The sequence below is a fragment of the Caballeronia sp. INDeC2 genome, assembly GCF_023631325.1.
Taxonomy (GTDB): domain Bacteria; phylum Pseudomonadota; class Gammaproteobacteria; order Burkholderiales; family Burkholderiaceae; genus Caballeronia.
In genome coordinates this window covers 1-23,929 of sequence record NZ_JALQDG010000040.1, presented here as the reverse complement: position 1 = coordinate 23,929, position 23,929 = coordinate 1, and the positions used below count along the sequence as shown (strand labels likewise).

Annotated in this window: 28 protein-coding genes and 1 pseudogene; 16 read left to right on the top strand and 13 right to left on the bottom strand. The window is 62.6% G+C overall.

What is annotated here, in order from left to right; translation table 11 throughout:
• Positions 1–10 precede the first annotated feature (10 nt).
• The 3 genes from NCS28_RS24575 to NCS28_RS33400 are packed head-to-tail and all read left to right on the top strand — an operon-like array spanning position 11 to position 3,272.
• On the top strand, positions 11–2,137 hold the full coding sequence (locus NCS28_RS24575) for a type VI secretion system Vgr family protein (RefSeq protein WP_250516379.1): 2,127 nt from the start codon (positions 11–13) through the stop codon (positions 2,135–2,137).
• Positions 2,068–2,880 carry an HNH/endonuclease VII fold putative polymorphic toxin gene (locus NCS28_RS24570; protein WP_250516378.1) on the top strand — a complete coding sequence of 271 codons (813 nt, stop codon included), beginning with the start codon at positions 2,068–2,070 and terminating at the stop codon, positions 2,878–2,880. Before NCS28_RS24575 ends, NCS28_RS24570 begins: the two co-directional genes overlap by 70 nt.
• Positions 2,877–3,272, top strand: coding sequence for an immunity 50 family protein (locus NCS28_RS33400; RefSeq protein WP_350029816.1), 396 nt, complete (start codon positions 2,877–2,879; stop codon positions 3,270–3,272). The genes NCS28_RS24570 and NCS28_RS33400 overlap by 4 nt, the downstream gene beginning before the upstream one ends.
• A 40-nt stretch (positions 3,273–3,312) precedes the next feature.
• On the opposite strand, the gene NCS28_RS24565 is transcribed toward NCS28_RS33400, so the two are convergent.
• Together NCS28_RS24565 and NCS28_RS24560 are read right to left on the bottom strand one after the other, a co-directional pair.
• Positions 3,313–3,558: a SymE family type I addiction module toxin gene (locus tag NCS28_RS24565; protein ID WP_250516377.1), complete on the bottom strand. Its 246-nt coding sequence runs from the start codon at positions 3,556–3,558 to the stop codon at positions 3,313–3,315.
• 93 nt (positions 3,559–3,651) lie between these two features.
• A complete protein-coding gene (locus tag NCS28_RS24560) occupies positions 3,652–3,822 on the bottom strand; it encodes a hypothetical protein (protein WP_250516605.1) in 171 nt (56 codons plus the stop codon).
• Here NCS28_RS24560 and NCS28_RS33395 point away from each other — a divergent pair.
• From NCS28_RS33395 to NCS28_RS24535, 5 genes are all read left to right on the top strand, one after another.
• Positions 3,745–4,317 (top strand): RHS repeat-associated core domain-containing protein, encoded by a 573-nt coding sequence (locus NCS28_RS33395; RefSeq protein ID WP_350029821.1) that lies wholly within the window; start codon positions 3,745–3,747, stop codon positions 4,315–4,317. The genes NCS28_RS24560 and NCS28_RS33395 overlap by 78 nt on opposite strands.
• Entirely contained in the window at positions 4,317–4,688 is a 372-nt protein-coding gene (locus NCS28_RS24550) for a hypothetical protein (protein WP_250516376.1), read from the top strand. The genes NCS28_RS33395 and NCS28_RS24550 overlap by 1 nt, the downstream gene beginning before the upstream one ends.
• Positions 4,689–4,719: 31 nt before the next feature.
• Positions 4,720–4,980, top strand: coding sequence for a PAAR domain-containing protein (locus tag NCS28_RS24545; RefSeq protein ID WP_250516375.1), 261 nt, complete (start codon positions 4,720–4,722; stop codon positions 4,978–4,980).
• A gap of 499 nt (positions 4,981–5,479) precedes the next feature.
• Positions 5,480–6,889: an MFS transporter gene (locus NCS28_RS24540; protein ID WP_250516374.1), complete on the top strand. Its 1,410-nt coding sequence runs from the start codon at positions 5,480–5,482 to the stop codon at positions 6,887–6,889.
• A 65-nt stretch (positions 6,890–6,954) separates the two neighbouring features.
• On the top strand, positions 6,955–7,182 hold the full coding sequence (locus NCS28_RS24535) for a hypothetical protein (RefSeq protein ID WP_250516373.1): 228 nt from the start codon (positions 6,955–6,957) through the stop codon (positions 7,180–7,182).
• 5 nt (positions 7,183–7,187) lie between these two features.
• On the opposite strand, the gene NCS28_RS24530 is transcribed toward NCS28_RS24535, so the two are convergent.
• The 4 genes from NCS28_RS24530 to NCS28_RS33255 all read right to left on the bottom strand — a co-directional run bounded on the left by NCS28_RS24530 (position 7,188) and on the right by NCS28_RS33255 (position 12,024).
• Complete coding sequence (locus NCS28_RS24530; protein WP_250516372.1) at positions 7,188–7,916, bottom strand: TetR/AcrR family transcriptional regulator; 729 nt, start codon at positions 7,914–7,916, stop codon at positions 7,188–7,190.
• A 214-nt stretch (positions 7,917–8,130) separates the two neighbouring features.
• Entirely contained in the window at positions 8,131–9,345 is a 1,215-nt protein-coding gene (locus NCS28_RS24525) for a trypsin-like serine peptidase (protein ID WP_250516371.1), read from the bottom strand.
• A 647-nt stretch (positions 9,346–9,992) separates the two neighbouring features.
• Complete coding sequence (locus NCS28_RS24520; protein ID WP_250516370.1) at positions 9,993–10,358, bottom strand: hypothetical protein; 366 nt, start codon at positions 10,356–10,358, stop codon at positions 9,993–9,995.
• Positions 10,339–12,024 carry a hypothetical protein gene (locus NCS28_RS33255; protein WP_284505817.1) on the bottom strand — a complete coding sequence of 562 codons (1,686 nt, stop codon included), beginning with the start codon at positions 12,022–12,024 and terminating at the stop codon, positions 10,339–10,341. Before NCS28_RS33255 ends, NCS28_RS24520 begins: the two co-directional genes overlap by 20 nt.
• A 179-nt stretch (positions 12,025–12,203) precedes the next feature.
• Here NCS28_RS33255 and NCS28_RS24510 point away from each other — a divergent pair, with 179 nt between their 5' ends.
• The gene (locus NCS28_RS24510; protein ID WP_250516369.1) at positions 12,204–12,950 is read left to right on the top strand and encodes an SDR family NAD(P)-dependent oxidoreductase; all 747 of its coding nucleotides are present in this window, start codon (positions 12,204–12,206) and stop codon (positions 12,948–12,950) included.
• 62 nt (positions 12,951–13,012) lie between these two features.
• Here the strand turns inward: NCS28_RS24510 and NCS28_RS24505 are convergent.
• A pseudogene (locus NCS28_RS24505) lies at positions 13,013–13,701 on the bottom strand (type 1 glutamine amidotransferase domain-containing protein).
• Positions 13,702–13,765: 64 nt separating this feature from the next.
• A complete protein-coding gene (locus NCS28_RS24500) occupies positions 13,766–14,461 on the bottom strand; it encodes a CBS domain-containing protein (RefSeq protein WP_250516368.1) in 696 nt (231 codons plus the stop codon).
• 685 nt (positions 14,462–15,146) lie between these two features.
• Between NCS28_RS24500 and NCS28_RS24495 the strand changes: the two genes are divergently transcribed.
• Both NCS28_RS24495 and NCS28_RS24490 read left to right on the top strand, forming a co-directional pair.
• A complete protein-coding gene (locus NCS28_RS24495) occupies positions 15,147–16,241 on the top strand; it encodes a glycosyl hydrolase (protein WP_250516367.1) in 1,095 nt (364 codons plus the stop codon).
• Between the two features lie 294 nt (positions 16,242–16,535).
• Positions 16,536–16,973, top strand: a complete 438-nt coding sequence (locus tag NCS28_RS24490; protein WP_250516366.1) for a ferredoxin reductase domain-containing protein — start codon at positions 16,536–16,538, stop codon at positions 16,971–16,973.
• On the opposite strand, the gene NCS28_RS24485 is transcribed toward NCS28_RS24490, so the two are convergent.
• On the bottom strand, positions 16,970–17,629 hold the full coding sequence (locus NCS28_RS24485; RefSeq protein ID WP_250516365.1) for an HAD family hydrolase: 660 nt from the start codon (positions 17,627–17,629) through the stop codon (positions 16,970–16,972). The genes NCS28_RS24490 and NCS28_RS24485 overlap by 4 nt on opposite strands.
• A gap of 148 nt (positions 17,630–17,777) precedes the next feature.
• Here NCS28_RS24485 and NCS28_RS24480 point away from each other — a divergent pair, with 148 nt between their 5' ends.
• The 5 genes from NCS28_RS24480 to NCS28_RS24460 are packed head-to-tail and all read left to right on the top strand — an operon-like array spanning position 17,778 to position 22,261.
• A complete protein-coding gene (locus NCS28_RS24480; RefSeq protein ID WP_250516364.1) occupies positions 17,778–19,004 on the top strand; it encodes an FAD-dependent monooxygenase in 1,227 nt (408 codons plus the stop codon).
• 1 nt (position 19,005) lies between these two features.
• Positions 19,006–19,761: a maleate cis-trans isomerase family protein gene (locus NCS28_RS24475; RefSeq protein ID WP_284505813.1), complete on the top strand. Its 756-nt coding sequence runs from the start codon at positions 19,006–19,008 to the stop codon at positions 19,759–19,761.
• Between the two features lie 3 nt (positions 19,762–19,764).
• Positions 19,765–20,580: an alpha/beta fold hydrolase gene (locus NCS28_RS24470; RefSeq protein WP_250516363.1), complete on the top strand. Its 816-nt coding sequence runs from the start codon at positions 19,765–19,767 to the stop codon at positions 20,578–20,580.
• A gap of 11 nt (positions 20,581–20,591) precedes the next feature.
• Positions 20,592–21,632, top strand: a complete 1,041-nt coding sequence (locus NCS28_RS24465) for a 2,5-dihydroxypyridine 5,6-dioxygenase NicX family protein (protein ID WP_250516362.1) — start codon at positions 20,592–20,594, stop codon at positions 21,630–21,632.
• The gene (locus tag NCS28_RS24460; RefSeq protein WP_250516361.1) at positions 21,629–22,261 is read left to right on the top strand and encodes an isochorismatase family protein; all 633 of its coding nucleotides are present in this window, start codon (positions 21,629–21,631) and stop codon (positions 22,259–22,261) included. Before NCS28_RS24465 ends, NCS28_RS24460 begins: the two co-directional genes overlap by 4 nt.
• On the opposite strand, the gene NCS28_RS24455 is transcribed toward NCS28_RS24460, so the two are convergent.
• From NCS28_RS24455 to NCS28_RS33390, 4 genes are all read right to left on the bottom strand, one after another.
• Positions 22,227–22,556, bottom strand: coding sequence for a hypothetical protein (locus tag NCS28_RS24455; RefSeq protein WP_250516360.1), 330 nt, complete (start codon positions 22,554–22,556; stop codon positions 22,227–22,229). The two genes, NCS28_RS24460 and NCS28_RS24455, sit on opposite strands and share 35 nt — an antisense overlap.
• A gap of 131 nt (positions 22,557–22,687) precedes the next feature.
• Positions 22,688–22,906: a hypothetical protein gene (locus tag NCS28_RS24450; protein ID WP_250516359.1), complete on the bottom strand. Its 219-nt coding sequence runs from the start codon at positions 22,904–22,906 to the stop codon at positions 22,688–22,690.
• Positions 22,907–22,973: 67 nt separating this feature from the next.
• Positions 22,974–23,717 carry an acetoacetyl-CoA reductase gene (gene phbB, locus NCS28_RS24445; protein ID WP_250516358.1) on the bottom strand — a complete coding sequence of 248 codons (744 nt, stop codon included), beginning with the start codon at positions 23,715–23,717 and terminating at the stop codon, positions 22,974–22,976.
• A partial coding sequence (locus tag NCS28_RS33390; RefSeq protein ID WP_350029815.1) for a hypothetical protein occupies positions 23,710–23,929 on the bottom strand: 220 nt, incomplete at its 5' end. The genes NCS28_RS33390 and phbB, both read right to left, overlap by 8 nt.

Genomic DNA, 23,929 nt, shown 5'->3' with positions numbered 1-23,929 from the left:
CGGAACCCCAATGGAAGCACAAGCAAAGCGCTCCAGTGCGCTCGCGCGCTGGATCACTGGCATGCAGTCTTATTACCTCAAGGTTCGCGGCGCAGCCCCGACCGATGGCCTGTCGATCAAGTCGTTCAGAGCAGTCGAGCGCTTAGGCGAGCCGTATCACATTACGCTCGAATTGACCGCCGACGTCGAGCTGGCGCGCGCCGACTATCTCGGGCGCAACGCCACCTTCAGCATCGAGCCAGCGCCCGACGAAGGCACGCCGCGCGAGTTCAACGGCGTCATCACGCGCTTCACCCGCACCCGCAAGACGCGCGACTTCTGCGCGTTTCGCGTCGTGGTCGAGTCGCCGCTCGCGCGATTGCGCCTCACCAAGCGCTCGCGCAACTATCAAAACAAGACCGTCGCCGAGATCATCGAGGCGATCCTCTTGTCGCACGGCTTTCTCACGCATCAGTTCGCATTCAAGCTGCGACGCACGTTCCCGAAGCTCGCCTTCCACATGCAGCACCAGATGTCGGATTGGGAGTTCGTCCATCTTCTGATGCGTCAGGTGGGTCTCTTCTGCTATGCGCGACCGGGCGATTTCGGGGATCAGGTGATCTTCGCCGATGATATCGACGGCTACGACTACAGCTTTCGCGCCCCCGCGATGGTGCGCGAAACGTCGGGCCTCGAAACCGGCAACGAAGCGATTCTCTCGTTGCAGACGCACAGCGTCACGGTCGCCCAATCGGTGCGGGTTCGAAACTACAACCCGGCGAAATCATGGGAGCCGTTCGAGTCGGAAGCCAACCTCGCGCGCGACGACAAGACCACGTACGGCCAGTCCTACACGTGGGGCAGTCATCATCTCGATGCCGACAGCGCCAAATGGGAGGCGCGACTGCGCCACGAGGAAGCGCTATCCGGGCAGATTCGGTTCGAAGGCACGAGCACGGTGTCCGCGTTCTGCGCGGGACTCGTAGTGCGCACCGACGAGAAGCTGACCGATGCGCCGCATGGCATGGTGCTGGTCGAAGTCATTCATCAGGCGGCGCGCGACAAGTCGTATCACAACACCTTCCGGGCGATTCCGTCCGACCGGCCCTACCGGATGCCGATGCGCGAGCATCTTTGGCCGAAGATCGCCGGCACGTTGAGCGCACGCATCACGACGCGGGACGACGACGCCGAGTTCGCCGAAATGGACGAGCACGGCCACTATTCGGTGCGCTTCGACTTCGACACGGACGAATGGCCGGGCGGCGGTGAAAGCGTGCAGATGCGACTGGCGAAGCCGTTTGCAGGGGCGAACCAGACGGGCATGCACTTTCCACTGTTGCGCAACACGGAAGTCGGCATCGCATTTGCGGGAGGCGATCCGCGATATCCGTTTATCGCCCATGTGCATCATCACAGCTTCGCGACCGACCTGATCTACGGGCGCGACGGATGGAACACGCGCAACGTCATTCGCACCGTCAGCAATAACAAGCTCAGGCTCGAAGACGCCAAGGGCAAAGAAGGCGCGAAGCTCGCCACAGAATACGGCGGCAAGACGCAACTGAATCTGGGCTACATCGTCGATTCCGGACGCCAGAAACGAGGTGAAGGGTTCGAGCTGCGCTCGGATTCGTGGGGGGCGCTGCGCGGAGGTAAGGGGCTGTTTCTGTCCGCCGATACGCAGAAGGTCGCAGGCGGTCAGGTGCTCGACATGTCGGCCGCGCTCTCACAGTTGCAGACGGCGCAAGCGCGGATGCAGAGCTTATCGGAAGCGGTCAAGAAGGCACAAGCGGTCGTCGCCGACTGCGAAGCGCAGAAGGCGCTGCTGGAAACGCAACTGAAGGACTTGCAGCAGGCGGTGCTGCTTGCGTCCGCTCCGCATGGCGTCGCGCTCACGAGCGGCGAGCACATGCAACTGTCGGCGGGCGGGCATCTGTTCACGACCACGGGCGGCAATGCCGATGCCGCGATCGGCGGCAACTATACGGTCGCGGCGGGTCAGGCAGTGTCGCTCTTTGCCTCTCAAGGGGTCAAGGCCATCGGCGACCAAGCAGAACGCGCTACCGGCGCGACGCGCGCGGACAGATGCAGAGCATCACGCGCGCCGATGGGACAGTCGAGAAGTTCACATGGGACGGCAACGGCAATCTGCTGACCTACCGCGATGGCGCGGGCACGGAGACGCGTTACGGGTACGACCAGCTCAACCAGTTGTACGGACGCCGCACGGCGGCTGTCCCCGGCGAATGGGGCGACGGCATCGGCTACTACTATGACAGGCAGGGGCGGCTTATCAAGCTGCGCAACGAGAACGATGAATTGACGACGTTCCGTTATGACGCGCTCGGGCAGTTGATCGAGCAGACCGGCTTCGACGGGCGCAGCGTCGCTTATGAATGGGACGACGCCGGACGGCTTGCGGCATCGACCGAGGCCGGTGTCGAGACGCGCTATGAGCGTGACCCGATGGGGCGGCTCATAAAACGAACCATCGGCAAACATTCGGCTGAACAGTTTTATTACGACGCGCGCGGACGGCTCGTTACGGCGCAGACCAATAGCAGTGTCGTTCGTCTCCATTACGACGATGCAGACAATCTGATCGCGGAAGAACAGCACGTTCAACCGATAAGTCAAAAAATGGTTCCGTTGACTGATTCAAATGGCGATTGGATTCTCGGCGATGGTAAGCAACCCATTCGAACGAGGGAGCTAACCTATAATGTAAATGGCCAGAATGTAGTCATTCAAGACCATTCGGCGGGCCACTACTACGGCCAAGGTGGCGTTGGTGATCAGCCATCGCACCACAACGTGCGACCGGAAGGCGATGAGCGAACGGGCAAGGTTGATGGTATGGATGATCACTATTACTTCAATTGCCGGAATAAGAAATGACGACGACCGCTCGGATTTTAAATCCCCAGGCTGTAGTTTCTACTTACGGTGATTTCCCGTCGCTTCGAGGAGCACGACTTACGGAAGCCCGATTCAAAGAGGGTGAGCCAAGGTTGCTTGTTAAGCTCGTAACTGGTCAGAAACCTAAGTCACCTCCTCGTAGATGGCCGAAGGACTACGACCAAGTTTATTTGGAGCTATCGTTCATTGGCATTAGGGGCATGAGGTTTGAACAATGGGCACATGACAACATTGTCGATACGTTTGATTTCGAGGACGTAGGCGAATCAGTTGTTGTGCGAGTGAAGTGTTTGAGCGGGACAGAGCTCGCGTTCCTGTGTGACTGGATAAACATTGAAAGCATTACCCATGGATATCTTGGAACGCCATAAATGAATGGACAAAGGGTCGCTCGCGCGGCCCTTTGTCCCTTTACTCGGCGGTAATGGTGAGTCGTCCGTGTTCGATGTGAACGCGAACGCGAGAGCCGGGTTCAAATCCGGCGTTCTCCAACCAGACGCCCGCGAGCCTGAGCGATGCAAAGGTTGTAGATCGGGCCTTCGAATATAGCGGCTGTGTTGCATACAGGCTGCTGTAGTGCGGAGGTCGCCACGCCTGCTGAATGGTCACGAACCGTTCCGTGACAGGTGGTCGTGCTTTAAGATTTGCGTTAGCCATGATCAACTCCTGTATTGAGTTGGTGGTGGTCAGCGGGCCGTGTGGGTTGCCGCCCATGCGGCCCGCGCTTCATTTACGTGCTCCTTCTCTCCTTCATCGTCCTGCTGCTTTATGTGCCGTGGTGCGGTTTCCCCAACGCCGCGCCTGATGCTTGAGGATCAGTCCTTCGAGCAGTTCACGCACGGTCTGTTTCTCGTCGTCAGAAAACTCTTTGATGGCTTCCAGTTCCAAGGTCAGTATGTCGATGACGAGACGGGTCTGCATTACAACCGGAACCGGCACTACGATCCAATCTCAGGGCGTTACATTACGCCGGACCCGATCGGGCTGGCCGGCGGGACGAACGTTTATCGATACGGCAATGCTAACCCGGCGCAGTGGGTTGATCCTCTTGGGCTCACCACATGTCCGATGCTGTACCGAGGCGTACGTGCGAATCATCCCGCGATAGGAGATGCGAAGAACGGTATTGTGCAACCCGCGAATCCAAAGGCAAATATATCGCCGGAAGCTCATGCCGAGGGCGGACTCACGGGACAAAGTCAGTATGTCTCTTGGACGCCAAATAAGGATTTGGCACTGTCTCACGCCAACAAGGATGGCCCCGGTGGGATCATGCTGAGTGTTCCGCGAGGAGCACCATCCGAAGGCGATGCGTGGGCGTGGGGGTGGACGCACATCAATGATTGGGGCGAGCCCGAGATGCTACAAACTGGAACACGGACCGGCGTGAACGTTTCGAGGGAGGGCTGTTTGTAATGAGCAATATTGGACACTTGATTTCGTTGACCGGCGATCTCGATAAGAGGGACTGGATTTCGCCACTACTCGCGGTTTTGAACGCGGCTGATGCAGAAGAAATTCACGGTAACCCTCAGTCAGACCGTGTGTCGTTCATCCTGCAACGAGCGAGAATGCGTCAGAACAATTCGACCGAACTGGGGCTGGAAACATTTGGCTTGCAAGACTTGATAAGCCAACTTGAAAAACTGCCGACAGACGAGCAACTGCTGACCTACGGGATACGCACTGCTTTGCACAGCGGCAATTGCTTCGTGTTCAACGGCCGATTGATTGGTTGCGAGTTCGTAAGAAGGGGCATGTCAAGAAACATCCCTTTCCAAAATTAATGGCTTCTGTGTCGCAAGGAGACGCGCACATATGACCTCAATCGCATGCGTAGGCGACGAAACCACTCACCGTGGTCGCATCATCACCGGTTCGGAGACGATGGACATCAAGGGGCGCAGAGTCGCCCGCATGGGTGACTTGGTGACATGCCCCGAGCACGGCACGAATCCAATCATCCAAGGCTCGCACATGCTGACCGACACGAACGGCAAGGGCGTCGCGCTGCACGGTTATCTGACGGCTTGCGGCAGCCGGGTGCTCGCCTACGAGGATCACGGCTCGGTCGAGTAGGCAGAAGTCTCCGCAAGCGGCGGCGCGTTCGCCGCTGCGGATAGCGCGTTCATCGGCCCCGCTTCGCGCGGGGCTTTTTGTTGGCGCGCCGCTCGCCGAATCGCATGGCGAACGCTTCCAGTTCTTCATTCGAAAACCCGCCAGCACGCGCGACATTTTGCGGTCACGCCTCTAAGCCGACGAGCGCAGGGTCGCCGGCTCCGTCGGCAAGCCTTTCGAGAGGTCCGGCTTCCACAGCGCCCCTCTTCGCGCCTTCGATGCGGTCTTCGCGTCGGGCGAATCCGTGGCTCTTAATTCTCGTCCCATGTGGGCCATCGATGCGTGAAGACGTTCCTCCTCCCCTGCGACTATTTTTTTCCCCGATTGCGTTTATTAATTATAGATACATATAATAAACCAGCGTCGAAACCGGCGGGCCCCCGCTTCGCGTGAACACCGGCATGTCGCCGGCCCAGTGGCATTCGAGACGGCGCGAGCCGTCGACAACGAGGAGTTGTACATGTCGCAAGCAGAGCTTCACACTGGCCCGGCATTTCCGCCGCGCGCCGGGCATTCGACGGCATCCGACCGTGCCGATGCATGGAGCGGGAGCGTGCCCGTCGAGGAGTTCATCGACGCACACCGCTTCTCGCGCTTCCAATGGACGCTGATGGGCGTGTGCTTCCTGATCGTGCTGATCGACGGCATGGACACGGCGGCCATCGGCTATATCGCGCCGGCGCTCGTCAAAGGCTGGGGCATCACGAAAGGCGCGCTCGCGCCCGTCCTGAGCGCCGCGCTCTTCGGGCTCGCGGCCGGCGCGGTAGTCTCCGGTCCCGCGGCGGATCGATTCGGGCGGCGCGCCGTGCTCATCGCCGCGACGGCGTTCTTCGGCGCGATGAGCCTCGCGACCGCGTTCAGCGGCTCGATCGAATCGCTCGTCACGCTGCGGTTCCTGACGGGCATTGGACTCGGCGCGGCGATTCCCAACGCCATCACGCTCGTCTCCGAATACGCGCCCGCGAAAAGCCGCTCGATCATCGTCAACACGACGTATTGCGGCTTCACGGTCGGCGCGGCGCTCGGCGGCTTCATCTCGTCGTGGCTGATTCCCGCGTTCGGCTGGCATAGCCTCTTCGTGGTGGGCGGCGTACTGCCGCTCGTGCTCGCGTGCTTCGTCGTGATGCTCGTGCCGGAATCGGTCCGCTATCTCGTCAAGCGCGGCGCGCCGAAGGAGCAGATCTGGGCGCCGCTCTCGAAGATCGCGCCGCTCGATCTCGCGCGCATCGATTCGTTTCGCCTGTCCGAGCGCGCGCAGACGCACGCGAAGTCGTCGGTGGGCGCGATCCTTTCGCGCAACTACGTCGTCGGCACGCTGATGCTGTGGCTCGTGTACTTCATGGGCCTCGTGATCTTCTATCTGCTGATGAGCTGGATGCCGCTGCTCATGAACGAAGCCGGCTTCACGCCGGAGCGCTCCGCGCTGCTCACCGCGCTCTTTCCGCTCGGCGGCGGCATCGGCACGATCGCGTCGGGATGGCTGATGGATCGCTGGAACGCGAACGTCATCGTGATGCTCGGCTATCTGCTGACCGCCGTGCTCATCTTCGTGGTCGGTCAGGCGATCGGCAGCGTCGGGCTCGTAAGCGCGCTGATCTTTCTCGCGGGTACGACGATGAACGGCGCGCAATCGTCGATGCCCTCGCTCGCCGCGATGTTCTACCCGACGCAAAGCCGCGCGACGGGCGTCTCGTGGATGTACGGCGTCGGGCGCTTCGGCGGCATCGCGGGCGTCGCGCTCGGCGGCCTCTTCGCGCAATGGAAGCTCGGCCTGCCCGCCGTCTTCGCGCTGCTCGCGGTGCCTTCGGTGATCGCGGGCATCGCACTCTTCGTCAAGCTCAAGGCGCATCCGCAGACGGAACACGCCTGATTGTCCGCGGGCCGCTCGCACAGCGGGCGGCTCGCTTCACCTCACCGTAACGACAGGAAGCAAATATGAGTCAGGAACTAGAAACGTTGACCGGCAAGCTGCACGGCCTAACCGCGGCGCTCAGCGTGATCGCCGCGGCGCTGCCGCAACAGGCATCGGCGGATGTGCAGGAGACGCTGCGGGAGATGATCGGCGAAACGGCGTCGTCGGACTTGCCCGGCGCGACGCTTGCGTCGATGCATTCGACCATCGCGCAGGTCATCGAATCGATGGAAATCGGTTTGCGGCGCTGATCTTTTCAGGCGGCGCGGGTCGTCTTCGATTTGGTCTTCTTGGCGCTCGCCTGCGCTTCCAGACCGCCGACGATGAAGTTCGTCAACTGCTCGAGCGTCTCGTTCGCGTCCCACGGATCGCACGCGCCTTTGGCGAGCACATCGAGACGATGCGTGTCGGAGAACGCGTAGAGATACGCGCCGATCATCATCGTCACGCGCCAGTAGAGATCTTTCGCGGGAAGGCCGGGCAGCGCGGCGCGCAGGGCTTCGACGTAGGCATCGGTCGAATCGCCATATGCGGTGCTGCGCAGGCTGTACGAGATTTCGGGCGGCTCCGTGTGCAACCGCGCCTGCAGGCGAATGAACGCGCGGCCGCCATCGGTCTTGCGCAGCGCGACGAGCGGCAGCAGAAACGCGTGCACGATGTCGCGCACGTTCGTCTCTTTGCCGTCGGTCAGTTGGCGCAGGAGCGTCACGCGCTCCTCGGAGATGAGCATCGCGCGGCGCAGAAACACCTGTTCGAAAAGTTGCTGTTTCGTGCCGAAGTAATACGTGATGAGCGCCTGCGTGACGCCGCACGACGCGGCCACTTCCTTGAGCGACGTGCCAGCGTAGCCCCGCTGCGAGAAATCGACCTCGGCCGCGTCGAGGATGTTCTCGCGCTGATTGATGTTGCCCGTCGGGCGGCCGAGCCGCTTGCGCTTGCTCGACGCGCCATGTGCGCGGACGTGAGTGGTGTCGTCTTTCGTCATGCCTGGGCGGTGCTGCCGATGAAGTGAGAAGCCGCGTCTGGCTTGCGGCCCGGATCGCTTCTTATTTTAAGGGCGTTTCAGGCATGTTCGAGTGAATTCGTCTGAAGGGCGATCAGAGACGTCATCGTGAGTCGCCGCATCGCATCTTCTTTCATCGACAGAAAAAGCCGGCGGCTCGTCGTCCATTCGAACGAGCGAGCCACCGAAGGCTAGGCTAATTGCAATATCCCTGCGATGCGAACGTGCCGCCGCCCGGCGCCGCGCTGCCGCACAGCGTATTCAGCAGCGATGCGATATTGCCCGACCCGTAACTGCCATACGTCGCGTTCGGATACTGCGTGTTCTGACGGAACTGCGACGCATAGTTGTCCTTGGGCGCGTTCGGATCGGACGATCCCCACGAAGTTACGCCGACGATCGCGAGCGTCGACGAATTGCCTATCACCGCGCCGCCGGAGAGAACGGCATCGCGCGCCCGGAAGTTCACGATCCACGGGCCGCCGCTTGCGCCGCCCGTGAGATTGCTGCCCTGCCAGAGTTGCGATGCGCCGCTGACCGTCGTCGTATAGGTCGGGCCATCGGTGCGTTGCATGATCGCGCCGCCATCGATCAATGCGGGATAGCCGAAGGTCGTCACGGCCGCCGTCTGAAGATTGCCGGTCTTCGGCGACGATACGAAGGAATAGTTGTTGTACCCATAGTTCAGATAGCCGGTGATGTCGCCGATGAACTGATTCGATGCGTTCTTCGCTATCGCGATCACCGCGAGATCGTTGTTGCGCGCCGAACCCGATCCGGTATCGGTGCCGTTCGCCCATGTCGATGGCCGCACGAGCCCAGCCCATGTCCACCTGCCATAAGGCGCAATCTGGGCCGCGGTGGCGCCGGAAGCGCCGTAATGTCCGGGAATGAACTGCCAGTTGGAGTACAGCGAATTCCCGCTTCCGAACGCCTGTATGCAGTGCGCCGCCGTGACGATCACGCTTCTGCGAACCAGGCTCGCGGTGCAGTAGCCGGCGGAGAAGGTGAGCTTGCCGATCGCGCGATACGGATAGGTCGTGCTGAGGAAATTCGCGCTCGTCGTGCCGGCCGCGCTCTGATTGCCGTCCTGCACGCGGCCTGTCGTATAGGGAATGCCGAAATCGCCATACGCTCTCGTCTGCGCATTGCTCACGATGCCACTTTGCGTGTTCACGCCCGCCGCATAAGGTTCGGGACCGGTGTTCGGGACGATCGTTGATGTGTCCGGAGGCAGAAGCACGTTGACCACCGGCTTGAGACTCGAGACATCCGCCGTTGCTGCGCGCGATGCGGCCGGATTCGTATTCACGACGACTTCATCTTCCGCATATGCGACGTTCGCGCTCGCTATCGACAGTGCGACAACCGCCGTCGCCTCCACGCAGGCGACTCGTTTCGTTCTTTGCATGACACCCTCCGGTTGATGGATACGATGTGTCTGATGAACATCGGTCTTCCATTTGTTTGGTATTCCTAATTCTTATGAACAACGCTACGCCGTTTGATCGATGACGCGTTCGTGGTCTGATTCGTCGGATGCATGCGGGTATGACCCGGGTTCCGGTGCGCGCTTAACTTCGACGAATGCGAGCGCACGCATGGCAATACGATCAGGAAAGCGAACAATAATGAACTCTAGTTCAAATTTTGGCCGATCTCGACCTATCGACTTTGATCAGCGGATAAGGGCGTTTTCGCGCCGTGTGATCGATCGTGCGATTCGATCTGCGGTCCACAGCACACAGCGCGTTTGACGCCGCCCATTCCATACAGATAGCCTACACATACTCTATAAACAGCTTTCGTGTTCGCACGCGGGTTCCGGACAAAGCTGGCGGTCGCAATGGCCGTCATTCCCGGCCATGCTTCGAGGAGTGAAGCCGCAACTGTCGAACGCATTCCGGCTCTTTCGATCATCCGCAAACGTTCTCTGCGCGCTCCCGCACGGCGTGAAACGACGCCGCCCTCGCCTCCGGTTCAGTACCGCACAGAACGCTGCGTACAGCCTGTCATTCTTGCCCCACATCGCGTTTGACTCTCCAGGTGGACGCGTGGCTAAGAAACATTACAAGGGGTACACATGAGTAATCCTAAAAAATTCAAATTGAATACCGCAATCAAGCTCAGCGTGATCGTGATCGCGGCGGCCATGTCGAATTTCGCGTCGGCGCAATCGGCGGGGAATCCTTGCGGCAACCAGACTTCCGAGGGATGTGCGCCGATCGGCCCGAGCGCCGTGATGACGGTTGCGGCGATGGACTCGTCGACGAGCGTATCGCCGTCGACGGAACCGACGGTCGATACGGTGTCGGCGGTCGTGCCTTTGCTCCAGGGCGGGCGCGGTGGCGATGGATCGGCTGGAGTAAGTTCGGGCGGCTCTGGCGCTGGCTCTGGATCCGGCTCAGGGTCCGGCGCAGGCACCGGCTCCGGCCAGGGCTCGGCCAGCAGCGGACCGGGTTCGACGGCGGGCGCGGGCGGCACGAACTCGGGCGGCGGCAAGGGTACGGGAGGATCGACCGGAAGCGGAAACGGCAGCTCGGGCCCGGGCTCGGGTGGTGGCGATTCCGGCGGTGGCGATTCCGGCGGTGGTGATTCGGGCGGGGACACGGGCGGAGATGGGCACGGACATGGTCATGGTCATGGTCATGGCCACGGCGATGGCGATGGTGACGGCGATGGACATGGTCACGGTCACGGTCATGGCCACGGCGATGGTGACGGCGATGGCCATGGTCACGGCGATGGCGATGGACACGGTCATGGCGATGGCGATGGCGATGGCCACGGCCACGGCCACGGCCACGGTGACGGCGATGGCCACGGTCATGGTGACGGCGATGGTCACGGTCATGGTGACGGACATGGCGATGGACACGGCGACGGTCATGGCCATGGCGATGGTGACGGCGGCCACGGCCATGGCGATGGCGGCCACGGCGACGGCGGTCATGGCGACGGCGGTCACGGCGACGGCGGCCACGGCGATGGTGGTCATGGCGACGGCGGCCACGGCGACGGCGGCCACGGCGATGGTGGTCATGGCGACGGCGGTCACGGCGATGGTGGTCATGGCGACGGCGGCCACGGCGACGGCGGCCACGGCGATGGTGGTCATGGCGACGGCGGTCACGGCGATGGTGGTCATGGCGACGGCGGCCACGGCGACGGCGGCCACGGCGATGGTGGTCATGGCGACGGCGGTCACGGCGATGGTGGCCACGGCGATGGTGGTCATGGTGGCATCGGTCATGGCGATGGCGGCCACGGTGATGGCGGCGGCCACGGCAACGGCTCGCCTGGCGGTCATGGCGGCGGCAGTGGCTCGGGTAGTGGTCACGGCGGTGGCGGCAATGGCAATGGCGGCGGTAATGGTGGTGGCCATGGCAGTGGTGGCAACGGCGGTGGTGGCAACGGCGGCGGCGGTAACGGCGGTGGTGGCCATGGCGGTGGCGGCGGCGGTAACGGCGGTGGTGGCCATGGCGGTGGCGGCAGCGGCGGCGGTAGCGGCGGTGGCGGTGGCAACGGCGGCGGTGGCAACGGCGGCGGCGGCAACGGCGGTGGTGGCAACGGCGGTGGTGGCAACGGCGGCGGCAACGGCGGTGGTGGCCATGGCGGCGGTGGCGGCCACGGTGGCGCCGGTAACGGCGGTGGTGGCCATGGCGGTGGCGGCAGCGGCGGTGGTGGCAACGGTGGCGGCGGCAACGGCGGTGGCGGCAGCGGCGGTGGTGGCCATGGTGGCGGCGGTAACGGCGGTGGTGGCAACGGTGGCGGCGGTAACGGCGGCGGCGGTAACGGCGGCGGCGGTAACGGCGGCGGCGGTAACGGCGGCGGCGGTAACGGCGGCGGCGGCAGCGGCGGTGGTGGTCACGGTGGCGGTGGTAACGGCGGTGGTGGCCATGGCGGCGGCAACGGCGGCAACGGCGGCAACGGCGGTAACGGCGGTAATGGCGGCAACGGCGGCGGCGGTAACGGCGGTGGTGGCCATGGCGGTGGCGGCAGCGGCGCCGGCAACGGCGGCGGCAACGGCGGTGGCGGCCATGGCGGCGGTCACGGCGGTGGCGGCAGCGGTGGTGGCGGCGGAGGCCACGGCGGCCGTTAATCAAGCAGCGCAGTGCAAGGAAGAACCGATGTCCTTAACCGGACATCGGTTTTTTTCATCAAGCGCCCCGACGCAACGCACACGCAGCTCAAGCCGATCCACAATCAGCGAGATCATTACGACGCGCGCAAACTATCCCCTTCTTCCTCGCCAGAAAGGATCCCATCATGCCCGCTCGTATCCTCGACCTGAACGGCCGCGTCGCCTTGGTGACCGGCGGCTCACGCGGCATCGGACGCGCGATTTCGCTCGCCCTTGCGTCTTGTGGCGCAACGGTGGCGATCAACTTTCGGCAGCGCGATAACGAAGCCGCCGATGTCGTCGCGGAAATCGAGCGCCTCGGCGGCCGTGCGATCGCTGTGCGCGCCGACGTATCGCTCAGCGGCGAAGTCGACGCGATGATCGCCGACATCGAACAGCGACTCGACCATATCGACATACTCGTGAACAACGCCGGCACCGCGACGATGATCGACATCGACGATCTCACCGAGGCTGAGTTCGATCAGACGCTCGCCGTCAATCTGAAGTCCGCGTTTCTGTGCACGCAGGCCGTGCTTCCTGGGATGCGCGCGCGGCGCTGGGGCCGCGTCGTGAATCTGTCATCAGCGGCGGCGCGCGGGCCGGGTCTGGTGGGCATCCATTACAACGCATCGAAGGCGGGTCTCGAAGGCCTGACGCGCGGCTATGCGGCCCGGCTCGCGCGCGACGGCATCACCGTCAACGCCGTCGCGCCGGGACCGGTCGACACCGAAATGGCCGGGCCGCTCAAGGCATCGAATGTTGCAGAGAGGTTGCCCGTCGGAAGGCTGGGTGAAGCGAGCGAAGTCGCTGACGTCGTGATGTTGCTCATCGGCAATGCATTCATCACCGGGCAGACCATTCCGGTCAATGGAGGCGCGAGCTTCATCTGATCGGCGCCAAGGATGAAAGCTCGCGCATATGTCGCGCTTGGAAATGCGCATACTCCGGATAACTAATCATGCGCGTCGGTCAGCTCGTGCCGTAAGCGCTCGACTTTCGCATCGGCACGTCCCGATCCTACCCGCGCAGCACCTCCATCAGATCCCCGCGCGAAACGTCCATCGATGATCGACAGCGCTGCCAGTCCTCGACTCTCTCGAAACGGCCGCCGAGGCGCTTGAGTTCGCCTTCCACGAGGAACGGCACGACGTTCGTGAGTTGCACCGCTTCTTCTTCCGAGTTCGTCAAGCCGGAGAGCGCCCTTCACGAGCGGCTCGTCGCTCACTTCGACGTGACGCAACACGCCCGGCGCGTGACATACGAATGCAACGGGCTTGCCGCTTTCGTAGAAGCGCTCGATCACCGCGATCGAATGCGCATCCTGCGCGAGATCCCACAGCGGTCCGTGACCGCCCGGATAGAACACGGCGTCGTAGTCGTCGGCGTTCATGTCGGGGAGGACCGCGGTGTTGGCGAGGACGCGCTGCGCGCCGGCATCGCCCTTGAAACGTTCGGTCAGCTTGGTCTGGCCTTCCGGCGTATCGCTTTTCGGATCGACGGGCGGCTGCCCGCTCTTGGGCGAGCACACCGTGATGTCGACGCTCGCATCGAGAAATGTGAAATAAGGCGCCGCGAATTCCTCCAGCCAGAAGCCGGTTTTCTTGCCGGTGTTGCGAGCCGATCATGCGAAGTCGTCACCATCAGGATTTTTCATGGCCGCACCTCGCATCGAAAATGGTTCGCCGTTCGACGCCGAAGCGCGTTGCTAGCCCAACGGCGGAACGGCCGCCGGAGGACCGACGTGCGTAACGACCTCTTTCACCCCCGGTGCGTTCTCCGCCGCCACGCGAATAGCCTTCGCTTCGTCCTCGTTCGTGACGCGCGTCCACAGATGCACCGTCCCGTTCTCCACGATGACATTCTCCCGAGGCAGCGCCCAAGGATGAGCCGCCATCGCGGCGAGAACCGCCTCGCGGATCGAGTGATCGCTGATATCGGCTTCGACGGGCAGTTCGGGCGCCATCGTCACGAGCGCGCGAATCAGATTGGCGCGGCTCACGACGCCGACGACCTTTCCGTCGCGCATCACTGGCACGCGCTTGATGCGCTTGCGTTCGAGCAATTCGGCGATATCGGCGACCGGGCACGTTTCGCTCACGGTCGCGACGTCGGTCGTCATTACATCCTTGACCTTGCGCGCGTGCTCCTTGACATACTGGCTCGCCAGTTCACGCGTCGATGCAACCAGTTCGAGCCACCACGCGCGCTGCCTCACGCCCGTCCCGATCTCCGCCCGATGCATCAGATCGCCCTCCGTGACGATGCCGAGCAACTTGCCGTCCTCGTCGATCACGGGCATGCCGCTGATGCCCGCGAAGACCATCGTTCCTGCGGCCTGGCGCACGGACATGTCGGGCGTGGCGGAAACGATCGATGTCGTCATGATGTCGGCAGCTCGCATGTTTTTCCCTTGGCGTTCTGGCTCTAAGCGATGACGCCTGCGGGCATCCGCTCAAAGTCTGGTTATCCGGAGTCGCTTTGAAAGATACAACAGATCGCGGGGCACTACCTATGAGCGCATGGCGCGCGTCTCCCCCTCCGGCCGAATCCACTCATTCACTCGTATGAAGTAAGTTTTTCTGCGACCCGGCGTAACGCAAGATTTTTTTACTGTGACAGGGATTTACATTCATCTCATAAGACGATAACCTTGCTGCCGTCAGTCAGGTTTTTCGGCAACGGTTGCCGATGTAGCGCGAAGAACCCGAAATATTCGGGTGTTTTGACCGAAATTGCGCAAACGTTACCACTTCCCGACGACGCCGCCTTCGAACTGAGCTGGTTTGTCATTTCGTAAGGCCATGCGGGCGAACGCAATCGTTTGCCCGACTCCGCCATCCGGAGCGCTTGCTGTGTTGCGCTATGGACCCGGTCAGTGACTCCGTGCCGTGCAGTCTGCCCCTCAATGCCTGAATGTCGGCATCGGACAGACCGACTCGTGCTGCGCCGGTACTTTGGATGACTAATTAGTGTCACCCAGACAACGGCACGGATTACCGCGATACGCATCTTGAATCACTGAGAAGGTCTGGCAGCGTTTCGGATTTTAAGAGCCTTACGACAATCAATTAGCAATGCTAACTGCAATGACGAATCGAAATCACACCTCCCATCGCAACCTCAACGTTTTCTCGGCACGCAAGGCCGCGGCAATCGCGACAGCAGTTCTCACGAGCGTACTGCTGGCCGCCTGCGGCGGCGGCGGCGAAAGCGCCCTCGACGACGCCACCGCCAAGAGCGCCGCGCCCGAGTCGACGGCGAAGGCCGCGACCAGCACCTCCATCTTCTACGGCGCGAACGGCCGGAACACGAACGGCGGCGCGTATGACGCGACGTCCGTAACGACGCAGCTCGCGCAACTGAAGGACATCGGCGCGACGATCTATCGTAACGACGTGTACAGCCTGAACTCCGCGAAGGTCGTCGCGAAGATGGCGCAAACGATGGCAGCGAGCGGAGTCACCGTGTACCCCGTGATTCTGCTGGGCACCGGCTTCAATTCCGAGCAGGATGCGTACAACGCGGCCTACACGCTCGGCCAGCAGGTCGCGAGCACCTACAAGTACAAGTATTACGAAGTCGGCAACGAGCTCGAGGCGCAAGCGCTCAACGGCAACGTCGACGGCACGAGCTGGACGCACTACAAGAACCAGCCTTACGTCCTCGCGCGCGGCGTCATTCGCGGGCTGATCGCGGGCGTGAAGTCGGTGGACGGTTCGGCGAAGATCGTCGTGAACGGCACGTGGCTGCACTACGCGTTCTTCCAGATGCTGATGGACGGCTCGCAGCCCGACGGCACGCGCGGTCACCCGACGGTGAGCTGGGACGTCACCGCGTGGCACTGGTATTCGAATCAGAACGACATGACGCATGCATGCGGCGGCACGGGTTGCTACGACATGCTGGGCATTCTCCATTCGTTCGGCAAGCCGGTGTGGGTCAACGAATTCGGCGTGCGTCCGAACTACGGCACCGATCAGCAGATCGCGAATTACATGGCCGGCAATACGATGATGGCGCAGTTTCAGAGCGTTGCATCGAAGTACAACATCCAGTCGATCCAGGCATTCGAACTCTATGACGACTCCGAAGGCAATTTCGGTCTGATGAAGTCGGACGGACAAACGCCGAAGGCTGCTTACTACTCGTACAAGAACTTCGTGGCCGGCCACCCGATGTAAGTCGACGCGGGGTTCATCGCCCCGCTTCCGGCATGTTTTCACGAGCGACCCATTGCGGTCGCTCGTGGCGTTTTCGGCCCTAAAAATAGGGCACTTTCCCCGATCTCGCCGTGTTGCGCTCATCGGCACGACGATATGACTGGTATTCAACCGCAGCGCCTTGTCGGCGATTGCTGTCCGCCCTAACCTGCATGTGAGCCAGCCCTCCCATAGCTGCCGGGTCGGCCATTCCGTACGATCCATACATCGCCTCGTCATCCCATTGTGGAGGACGCAGGCTCTATTGGAGAAGTCATGCGCGGCAACCTGCAATCCGTCATCGAACGAGACGAGCCATTCGTCGGCATGCCTCCCCGTGCTCAGCACGCTCGTGTGCGATCCATTCTGTACTGCGGTGGAACGGGCACAGCATCGATCGTCGACATCGCGAGGCGGCTCGCATCGGCGGGGCGAGGATTCGAGGTGCACAACTTCGCGCGATCGGCCGACCGCGCGGCTATGCTCGAAGCATTCGACGCGCTTCGCGGTCACGGCGAGGTCTATCATCATTTCGATCTGCCCGATGATCTGCGCGCGCAAAAGAGCGCCGTCGCCATGAGTCCGACGCACGCAAGCACGCAGATCTACTGCAGCGGCCCGCGTGCTTTCATCGACCTGGTCGAGCGGCAGGCGCGCAACTGGGTCTACGCGACGAACATCCACAAGATCGTTCTCGACGATCGGACCGCTTAGTCAGCGAGCCGCGCCGCATCGAGACCCAGCGCTTGCGCCAGTTCGCGCGGCGATCGCACGACCTGCGCTTGCGCGGGAAAGAGCGCGGCGCCTTCATCGTCGAAAGGCCATGCCAGCACACGCATGTGCGCGGCGATGGCGGCGCGCGCGCCGGTCGGGCTGTCTTCCACCGCGATCACTTCCTCGGGCGCGAGGCGCAGCAACCAGGCCGCGCGCTCGTAGGGCTCGGGGCTCGGCTTGCCGTTGCGCACATCGTTGACGCTGATGCTCACGAGCGACGGCTCTTCTATGCCCAGCGCCCGCAGATTCGCTTCGAGCAGCATGCGCGATGCATTCGACACGATCGCCTGCGTGATGCCCTGCGCCTTCGCCGCGCGATATACCTCGAGCGCGCCCGGACGCGGCACGAGCGCGGGCGCACCGTCGAGATAGGCGCGTGCGCGAAACGCGGACCACTCCGCGTAATCCACCGACAAGCCGAAGCGCTCACAACATAGCGCATGCACTTCGCGCCCCGTCTTTCCGAAGATGAGCGGATGCATCTCCTCGCCCGCCTCCACGCCATGTCGCGCGAGCGCCGCGATCAGCGTGCGCAAATGCAGCGACTCGCTTTCCGCGAGCGTGCCGTCCATGTCCCACAAGATGGCCTTGATCAAAGCTTGATTCGTCCTTGTCGTTCGGGTGCGTTAAGGGCGCAGCCTATCACGCTGTCACGGGCTTCATCGCATGGAAGATTGCATTTATTTATACGGCCATATAATATCTGTTCCGAATCCACACGACTTCATTCGGAAGGACGAGATCATGAGCAGAACACTTCGCGTCGGCGTGATCGGCGGCGGAATCGGCGGCGTGGCCCTGACGGGCGCACTCGCGCAGCAAGGAATCGAAGTGCGGCTCTTCGAGCGCGCGAGCGTTTTCGGGGACGTCGGCGCGGGCATCCAGATGACGCCAAACGCCGTCAAGGTGCTGCAGGCGCTCGGTATCGGCGATGCGCTGCGCGATGTCGCGTTCGTGCCGCAAGCGATCGTCGGCCGCAACTGGGAGACGTCGCGCGAGAACTTTCGCATCCCGCTCGCATCGACGTGCCCCGAGCTGTATGGCGCGCCCTTCTATCACGTGCATCGCGCGGATCTGCATCGCATTCTGACGACGCTGGTGTCCGCCGATGCCGCGCGTTTGTCGACTAGCTGCATCGACGTACGGCAGGAAAAAGACGCCGCCGTCGCCGTGTTCGACGACGGCAGCGAGTTCGAAGCGGATCTGATCGTCGGCGCGGACGGCGTGCGCTCGATCGCGCGCTCGAAACTGTTCGGCGAGGAAGCGCCGCGCTTCACCGGCAACATGTGCTTCCGCGCGGTGGTGCCGTTCGATGAAACGCCGGCGTTCGTCAGCCCCGATTCGTCCTTCTGGCTCGGCCCGCACGCGCACGTCGTCACGTATTACGTGCGCGGCGGCGCGGCGGTGAACATCGTCGCGGTGGCGGAGACGCAGAGCTGGGTCGAGGAATCGTGGAATGCGAAATCGAGCCGCGAAGAATTGCTCGCCGCGTTCGAAGGCTGGCATCCGAATTTGCAGCGTCTCTTCGAGCGCGCGGAATCGGTCTTCAAATGGGGCTTGTTCGATCGCGATCCGATGCGCACGTGGTCGCGCGGCAACGTCACGCTGCTCGGCGACGCCGCGCATCCGATGCTGCCCTTCCTCTCGCAAGGCGCGGCGATGGCGATCGAGGACGGCTATGTGCTCGCGCAATCGCTCGCGGCGCACGGCAAGGACATCGGCAATGCACTGCGCGATTACGAAGCCGAGCGCCTGCCGCGCACGAGCCGCGTGCAGCTCGAATCGCGTGAGCGTGGCCGCACGTATCACTTGCCGAGCGCATTCGCGCAGAGAAAGCGCGATCTCATCTACAAGTTCAAGTCGTATCTGAATCCGCAGGCGTCGGGCATCCAGGCGAACTGGGTCTATGCGTACAACGCGACGGACTTCGCGCCGCGCGCGGCCTTGTCCGATGTTTCCCTGGAGGCCTGACATGTCGAACAGAACGTACCGCATCGGGCAGATCGTCCCGAGCTCGAATACGACGATGGAAACCGAAATCCCCGCGATGCTGATGGCGCGTCAAGCCACCGAGCCGGAGCGCTTCACGTTTCATTCGAGCCGTATGCGCATGAAGAAAGTCATGAAGGAAGAGCTCGCCGCGATGGACGCCGAATCGGACCGCTGCGCCGTCGAGCTTTCCGATGCGCGCGTCGATGTGCTCGGCTACGCGTGTCTCGTCGCGATTATGGCGATGGGGCACGGGTATCACCGCGTATCCCAGGCGCGCTTGACGAAACACACGGCGCACAACGGCGGCGCAGCGCCGGTCATCACGAGCGCGGGCGCATTGATCGACGCGCTGAAGGTGATGAAGGCAAAGCGCGTCGTCGTCGTTGCGCCCTATATGAAGCCCTTGACCGAGCTCGTCGTCGATTACATCCGCAACGAAGGCTTCGAAGTGATCGACTATCGTGCGCTGGAGATTCCCGACAACCTCGATGTCGCGCGTCACGATCCGCGCAATCTGCCGGGCATCGTGCAATCGATGAACTACGCGAACGCCGATGCAATCGTGCTCTCCGCGTGCGTGCAGATGCCTTCGCTGCCCGTCGTGCCGATGGTCGAAGCGCTGACGGGCAAGCCCGTCGTGACCGCCGCGATCGCCACCACTTACGCGATGCTGCGCGAACTGGATCTCAAGCCGATCGTGCCGGGCGCGGGCGCGCTGCTGTCAGGGGCGTACTGATCGATGGCATCGACCTTTCTCTACGGCGCGAACGTCCACGCGAACGGCATCCGTCAGCACTATCTGCGTTATGGCGGCGCGCGCGAAGAACGCAATGCGATCGTGATCGTTCCGGGCATCACGAGTCCGGCGGTGACTTGGGGCTTCGTCGCCGAAACCGTCGGCCGTCAGTTCGATACGTATGTTCTCGATGTGCGCGGACGTGGTCTATCTGAAGCATCATCGACGCTCGATTACAGCCTCGATGCGCAGGCCGAGGATCTCGTCGCGTTCATCGATGCGATCGGTCTGAAGCAGGCAAGCGTGCTCGGTCATTCGATGGGCGCGCGTATCGCCTTGCGCGCCGCGCGACGAGCGAAGACCATCGCGCGGCTCGCGCTCATCGATCCGCCCGTCTCCGGTCCCGGCCGGCGCGCTTATCCCGCGCAACTCGCGTGGTATGTCGATTCGATCGCGCTCGCACGCAAAGGCATCGACGCCGAAGGCATGCGCGCCTTCTGCCCGAGCTGGACCGACGATCAATTGCGTCTGCGCGCGCAGTGGCTGCATACCTGCGACGAACGCGCGATCCGCGCGAGCTTCGAAGGCTTCCACACCGACGACATTCACGCCGACATGCCGCACGTCCGGCAACCCGCGCTTTTGATGACCGCGGGCAAAGGCGATGTAATCCGCGACGTGGACATCGCCGAAATGCGCGAACTGATGCCGCAGCTCGAAGTCGTGAACGTGCCGAAGGCGGGCCATATGATTCCGTGGGACGACGAAGCGGGCTTTCATCGCGCGATCGGTTCGTTCTTCGGCGCACCGCTCATTTGAGGCGACAAATCATGCCAATCAGCGATTATCAATTCATCGAAGCGTGGAAAACGGTGCTCACGCTCTCGCGGCTGGAAGCGGGGCAGACCGTCACCATCCTCACCGGCGCGGCGACGCATCCGCAGACGCTCGCGTGCGCATCGATCGCAACGCAATCGATGGGCGCGATCGTCAATCGGCTCGATCTTCCGCCCGTCAACGGCGACAAGGCGCTGAGCCGGGACGCCCTCGCCTATCTCGGCGAAACGCCGCTCACCGGGAATCGCGCGGCCATCGCCGCATTGAAAGCGAGCGATCTCGTGCTCGATCTGATGACGCTGCTTTTTTCTCCCGAGCAGCACGAGATTCTCGCGTCGGGCACGAAGATCCTGCTCGCCGTCGAGCCGCCGGAAGTGCTCGTGCGCATGACGCCCACGCTCGCGGACAAAGCGCGCGTGCTCGCCGCCGCAACGCGCATCGGGCACGCGCGCGAGATGCGCATCACGTCGAAAGCGGGCACCGATCTGCGCTGCCCGCTCGGCGAGTTTCCGGCGATCGCCGAATACGGTTTCGTCGATGAACCCGGCCGCTGGGATCATTGGCCGAGCGGCTTCGCGCTCACGTTTCCGAACGAAGGCGGCGCGAGCGGACGCATCGTGATCGACCGCGGCGACATTCTTCTGCCGCAAAAAAGCTATTGCTCGGAGCCGATCGCGTTGACGGTCGAAGGCGGCTATGCGCGCAAGATCGAAGGCGGCGTCGATGCGGATCTGTTGCGCGAATACATGCTCTGCTTCGACGATCCCGAAGCCTTCGCGATCTCGCATATCGGCTGGGGACTGCAAAAGCGCGCGCACTGGTCGACGCTCGGTCTCTACGATCGCGAAGCGACGCTCGGCATGGACGCGCGCGCGTTCGACGGCAACTTCCTGATCTCGCTCGGACCGAACAACGAAGGCGGCGGCACGCGCACGACCGCATGCCATATCGACATTCCCTTGCGCCGCTGCACCGTCTCGCTCGATGGCGTGGACGTGGTTCGCGACGGCAAGACCATCGAGGACACGTTATGAGCGACGACCCGGTTTATCAACGTCAGGGCTTCGGCAACGAGCTGCAGATCGAAGGGCAGATCGGGCTTCTGATCGTCGATTTCGTGAACGGTTTCGCGAATCCCGACGTGTTCGGCGGCGGCAACATCGCGGAAGCGATCGAGCGCACGGTGCCGCTTCTGCACGCGGCGCGTGAGATGCGTTGGCCGGTCGCGCACAGCCGTATCGTCTATGCCGACGACGACTCGGACGCGAACGTCTTCTCGCTCAAAGTGCCCGGCATGTCGACGTTGAAAGAGCACGCGCACGACAGCGCAATCGTGCCGCAACTCGCGCCCGCGCCGGGCGAACTCGTCGTGCGCAAGAACGTACCGTCGGCGTTCTTCGGCACCTCCCTCGGAAGCTGGCTCACGATGCGCGGCGTGCGTACGCTCGTCGTCGCGGGCGCGGTGACGAGTGGTTGCGTGCGCGCAAGCGTCGTCGATGCGATGCAGTACGGCTTTCGTCCCGTGGTGCTATCCGATTGCGTCGGCGATCGCGCGCTCGGCCCGCACGACGCCAGTCTCTTCGATATGGCGCAGAAGTACGCGGCGGTGATGTCGTCGGAAGAATTGCTCAGCCGCGCGCGGCATTCTCCGGCACGCAAGTGAACGAAACGGTCGACGTCTGCTCTTGAAGCGAGCGCACGCCGCTCGTCGCTTCGGATCTGATCGCGACGCGCTGCGAGCGCTGCTTGCAGTAATCCGCGGCGGCGTCCATCGCCGCGTTGCGCGCGGTCACCCACGACATGCGCGTGCCCGTCGCCTTGCCGGTGACCGTGTACGTGTCGGGCTGCGCGCCGGCCGTGACGCCGTTGGTCGTGCCGCATGCGGCAAGCAGCAATGCGAATGCGAGCGCCCCGAAAGCACGCGGCGCGGGGCGTATTGATCTTAGGTAAGAGAACATGCTGGTGGATCGTGAATTTTGAGATCGACCCGAATGGTACAAGCGCCTGCGATTTTCTTCACAAACCGCAGGACAGGCGCGCTGTATTCCGGCATTCACGATCGACCGCGTGTGCGATCCGATGTTCCCGCTCAAGCCTGAGCGATGCGATCCAGCAGGCGTTGCAGACGCGAATGCTGACAGGGCGCGAGCCCCGGCGTGGAGATCGCCTGCATGACGCGTTGGCGCCAGTATGTCTTGGAGAAGAGCGAATTCGCGCCTTCGAGGCTCAGCACTTGCTCGAGATGGTCGATCGCCGAATCGAGATGACCGACGCTATAGAGAGATATGCCTGCGCTGATGTCGTTCATGGCGCGAAGATGTGAATCGATGAAGACGTGAGGCGGCGCACGAAGCATCGCGCGCCGCTTGCGAGCATCAGCTCATGTGCTGACCGCCGTTGATCGCGATGTTCGAGCCGGTGACGAAGCCGGCGTCTTCTGAGCACAGAAACGCGACGAGCGCGGCGACCTCCTCGGGCTTGCCGAGACGCCCCGCCGGAATCTGCGGAAGAATCTTCGTGTCGAGAATCTCCTGCGGAATCGCGGTCACCATCTTGGTCGCGAGATAGCCCGGCGAAATCGTGTTCACAGTCACGCCCTTCTTCGCGACTTCGAGCGCGAGCGACTTCGTGAAGCCGTGCATGCCCGCCTTCGCGGCCGCATAGTTCGTCTGGCCGATCTGCCCTTTCGAGCCGTTCACCGACGAAATGTTGATGATGCGGCCGAAGCCGCGCGACACCATCTCTTCGCAAACCGGCTTGGTCATGTTGAAGACCGAATCGAGATTGGTGCGCAGCACGGCGTCCCAGTTCACCTTGGTCATCTTCTTGAAGGTCGTGTCCTGGGTGATGCCGGCGTTGTTCACGAGGATATCGATCGGGCCGACTTCGGCCTGGATCTTCGCCACGCAATGCTGGGCGGAATCGTAGTCGGCGACGTCCACGGCGTACGCGCGGAAGTTGTAGCCCTGGCGATCCATGCTCGCGAGCCATTCGCCGACCTTCGCGTTGCCCGGCGAATGCGTCACGACGACCGCGTAACCGGCGTCGTGCAGCTTGATGCTGATGGCTTCGCCGAGGCCGCCCATGCCGCCCGTCACCAATGCGATACGCTTAGTCATGCTGATACTCCTCGTCAATTTCTCTCAGGTTGATGAAGCTCGGAATGGCACCGGCGCTGCGATGTCGCCTCGACGCTTGTAGTGTTGGATATCGCGTCGGGCGGCGTGTGTGCGGCGCCGGTTTGTTGCTTTCGTTACGGACGTTCCACAGCCAGCGCGACACCCATGCCGCCGCCGATGCACAGCGACGCGAGACCCTTCTTCGCATCGCG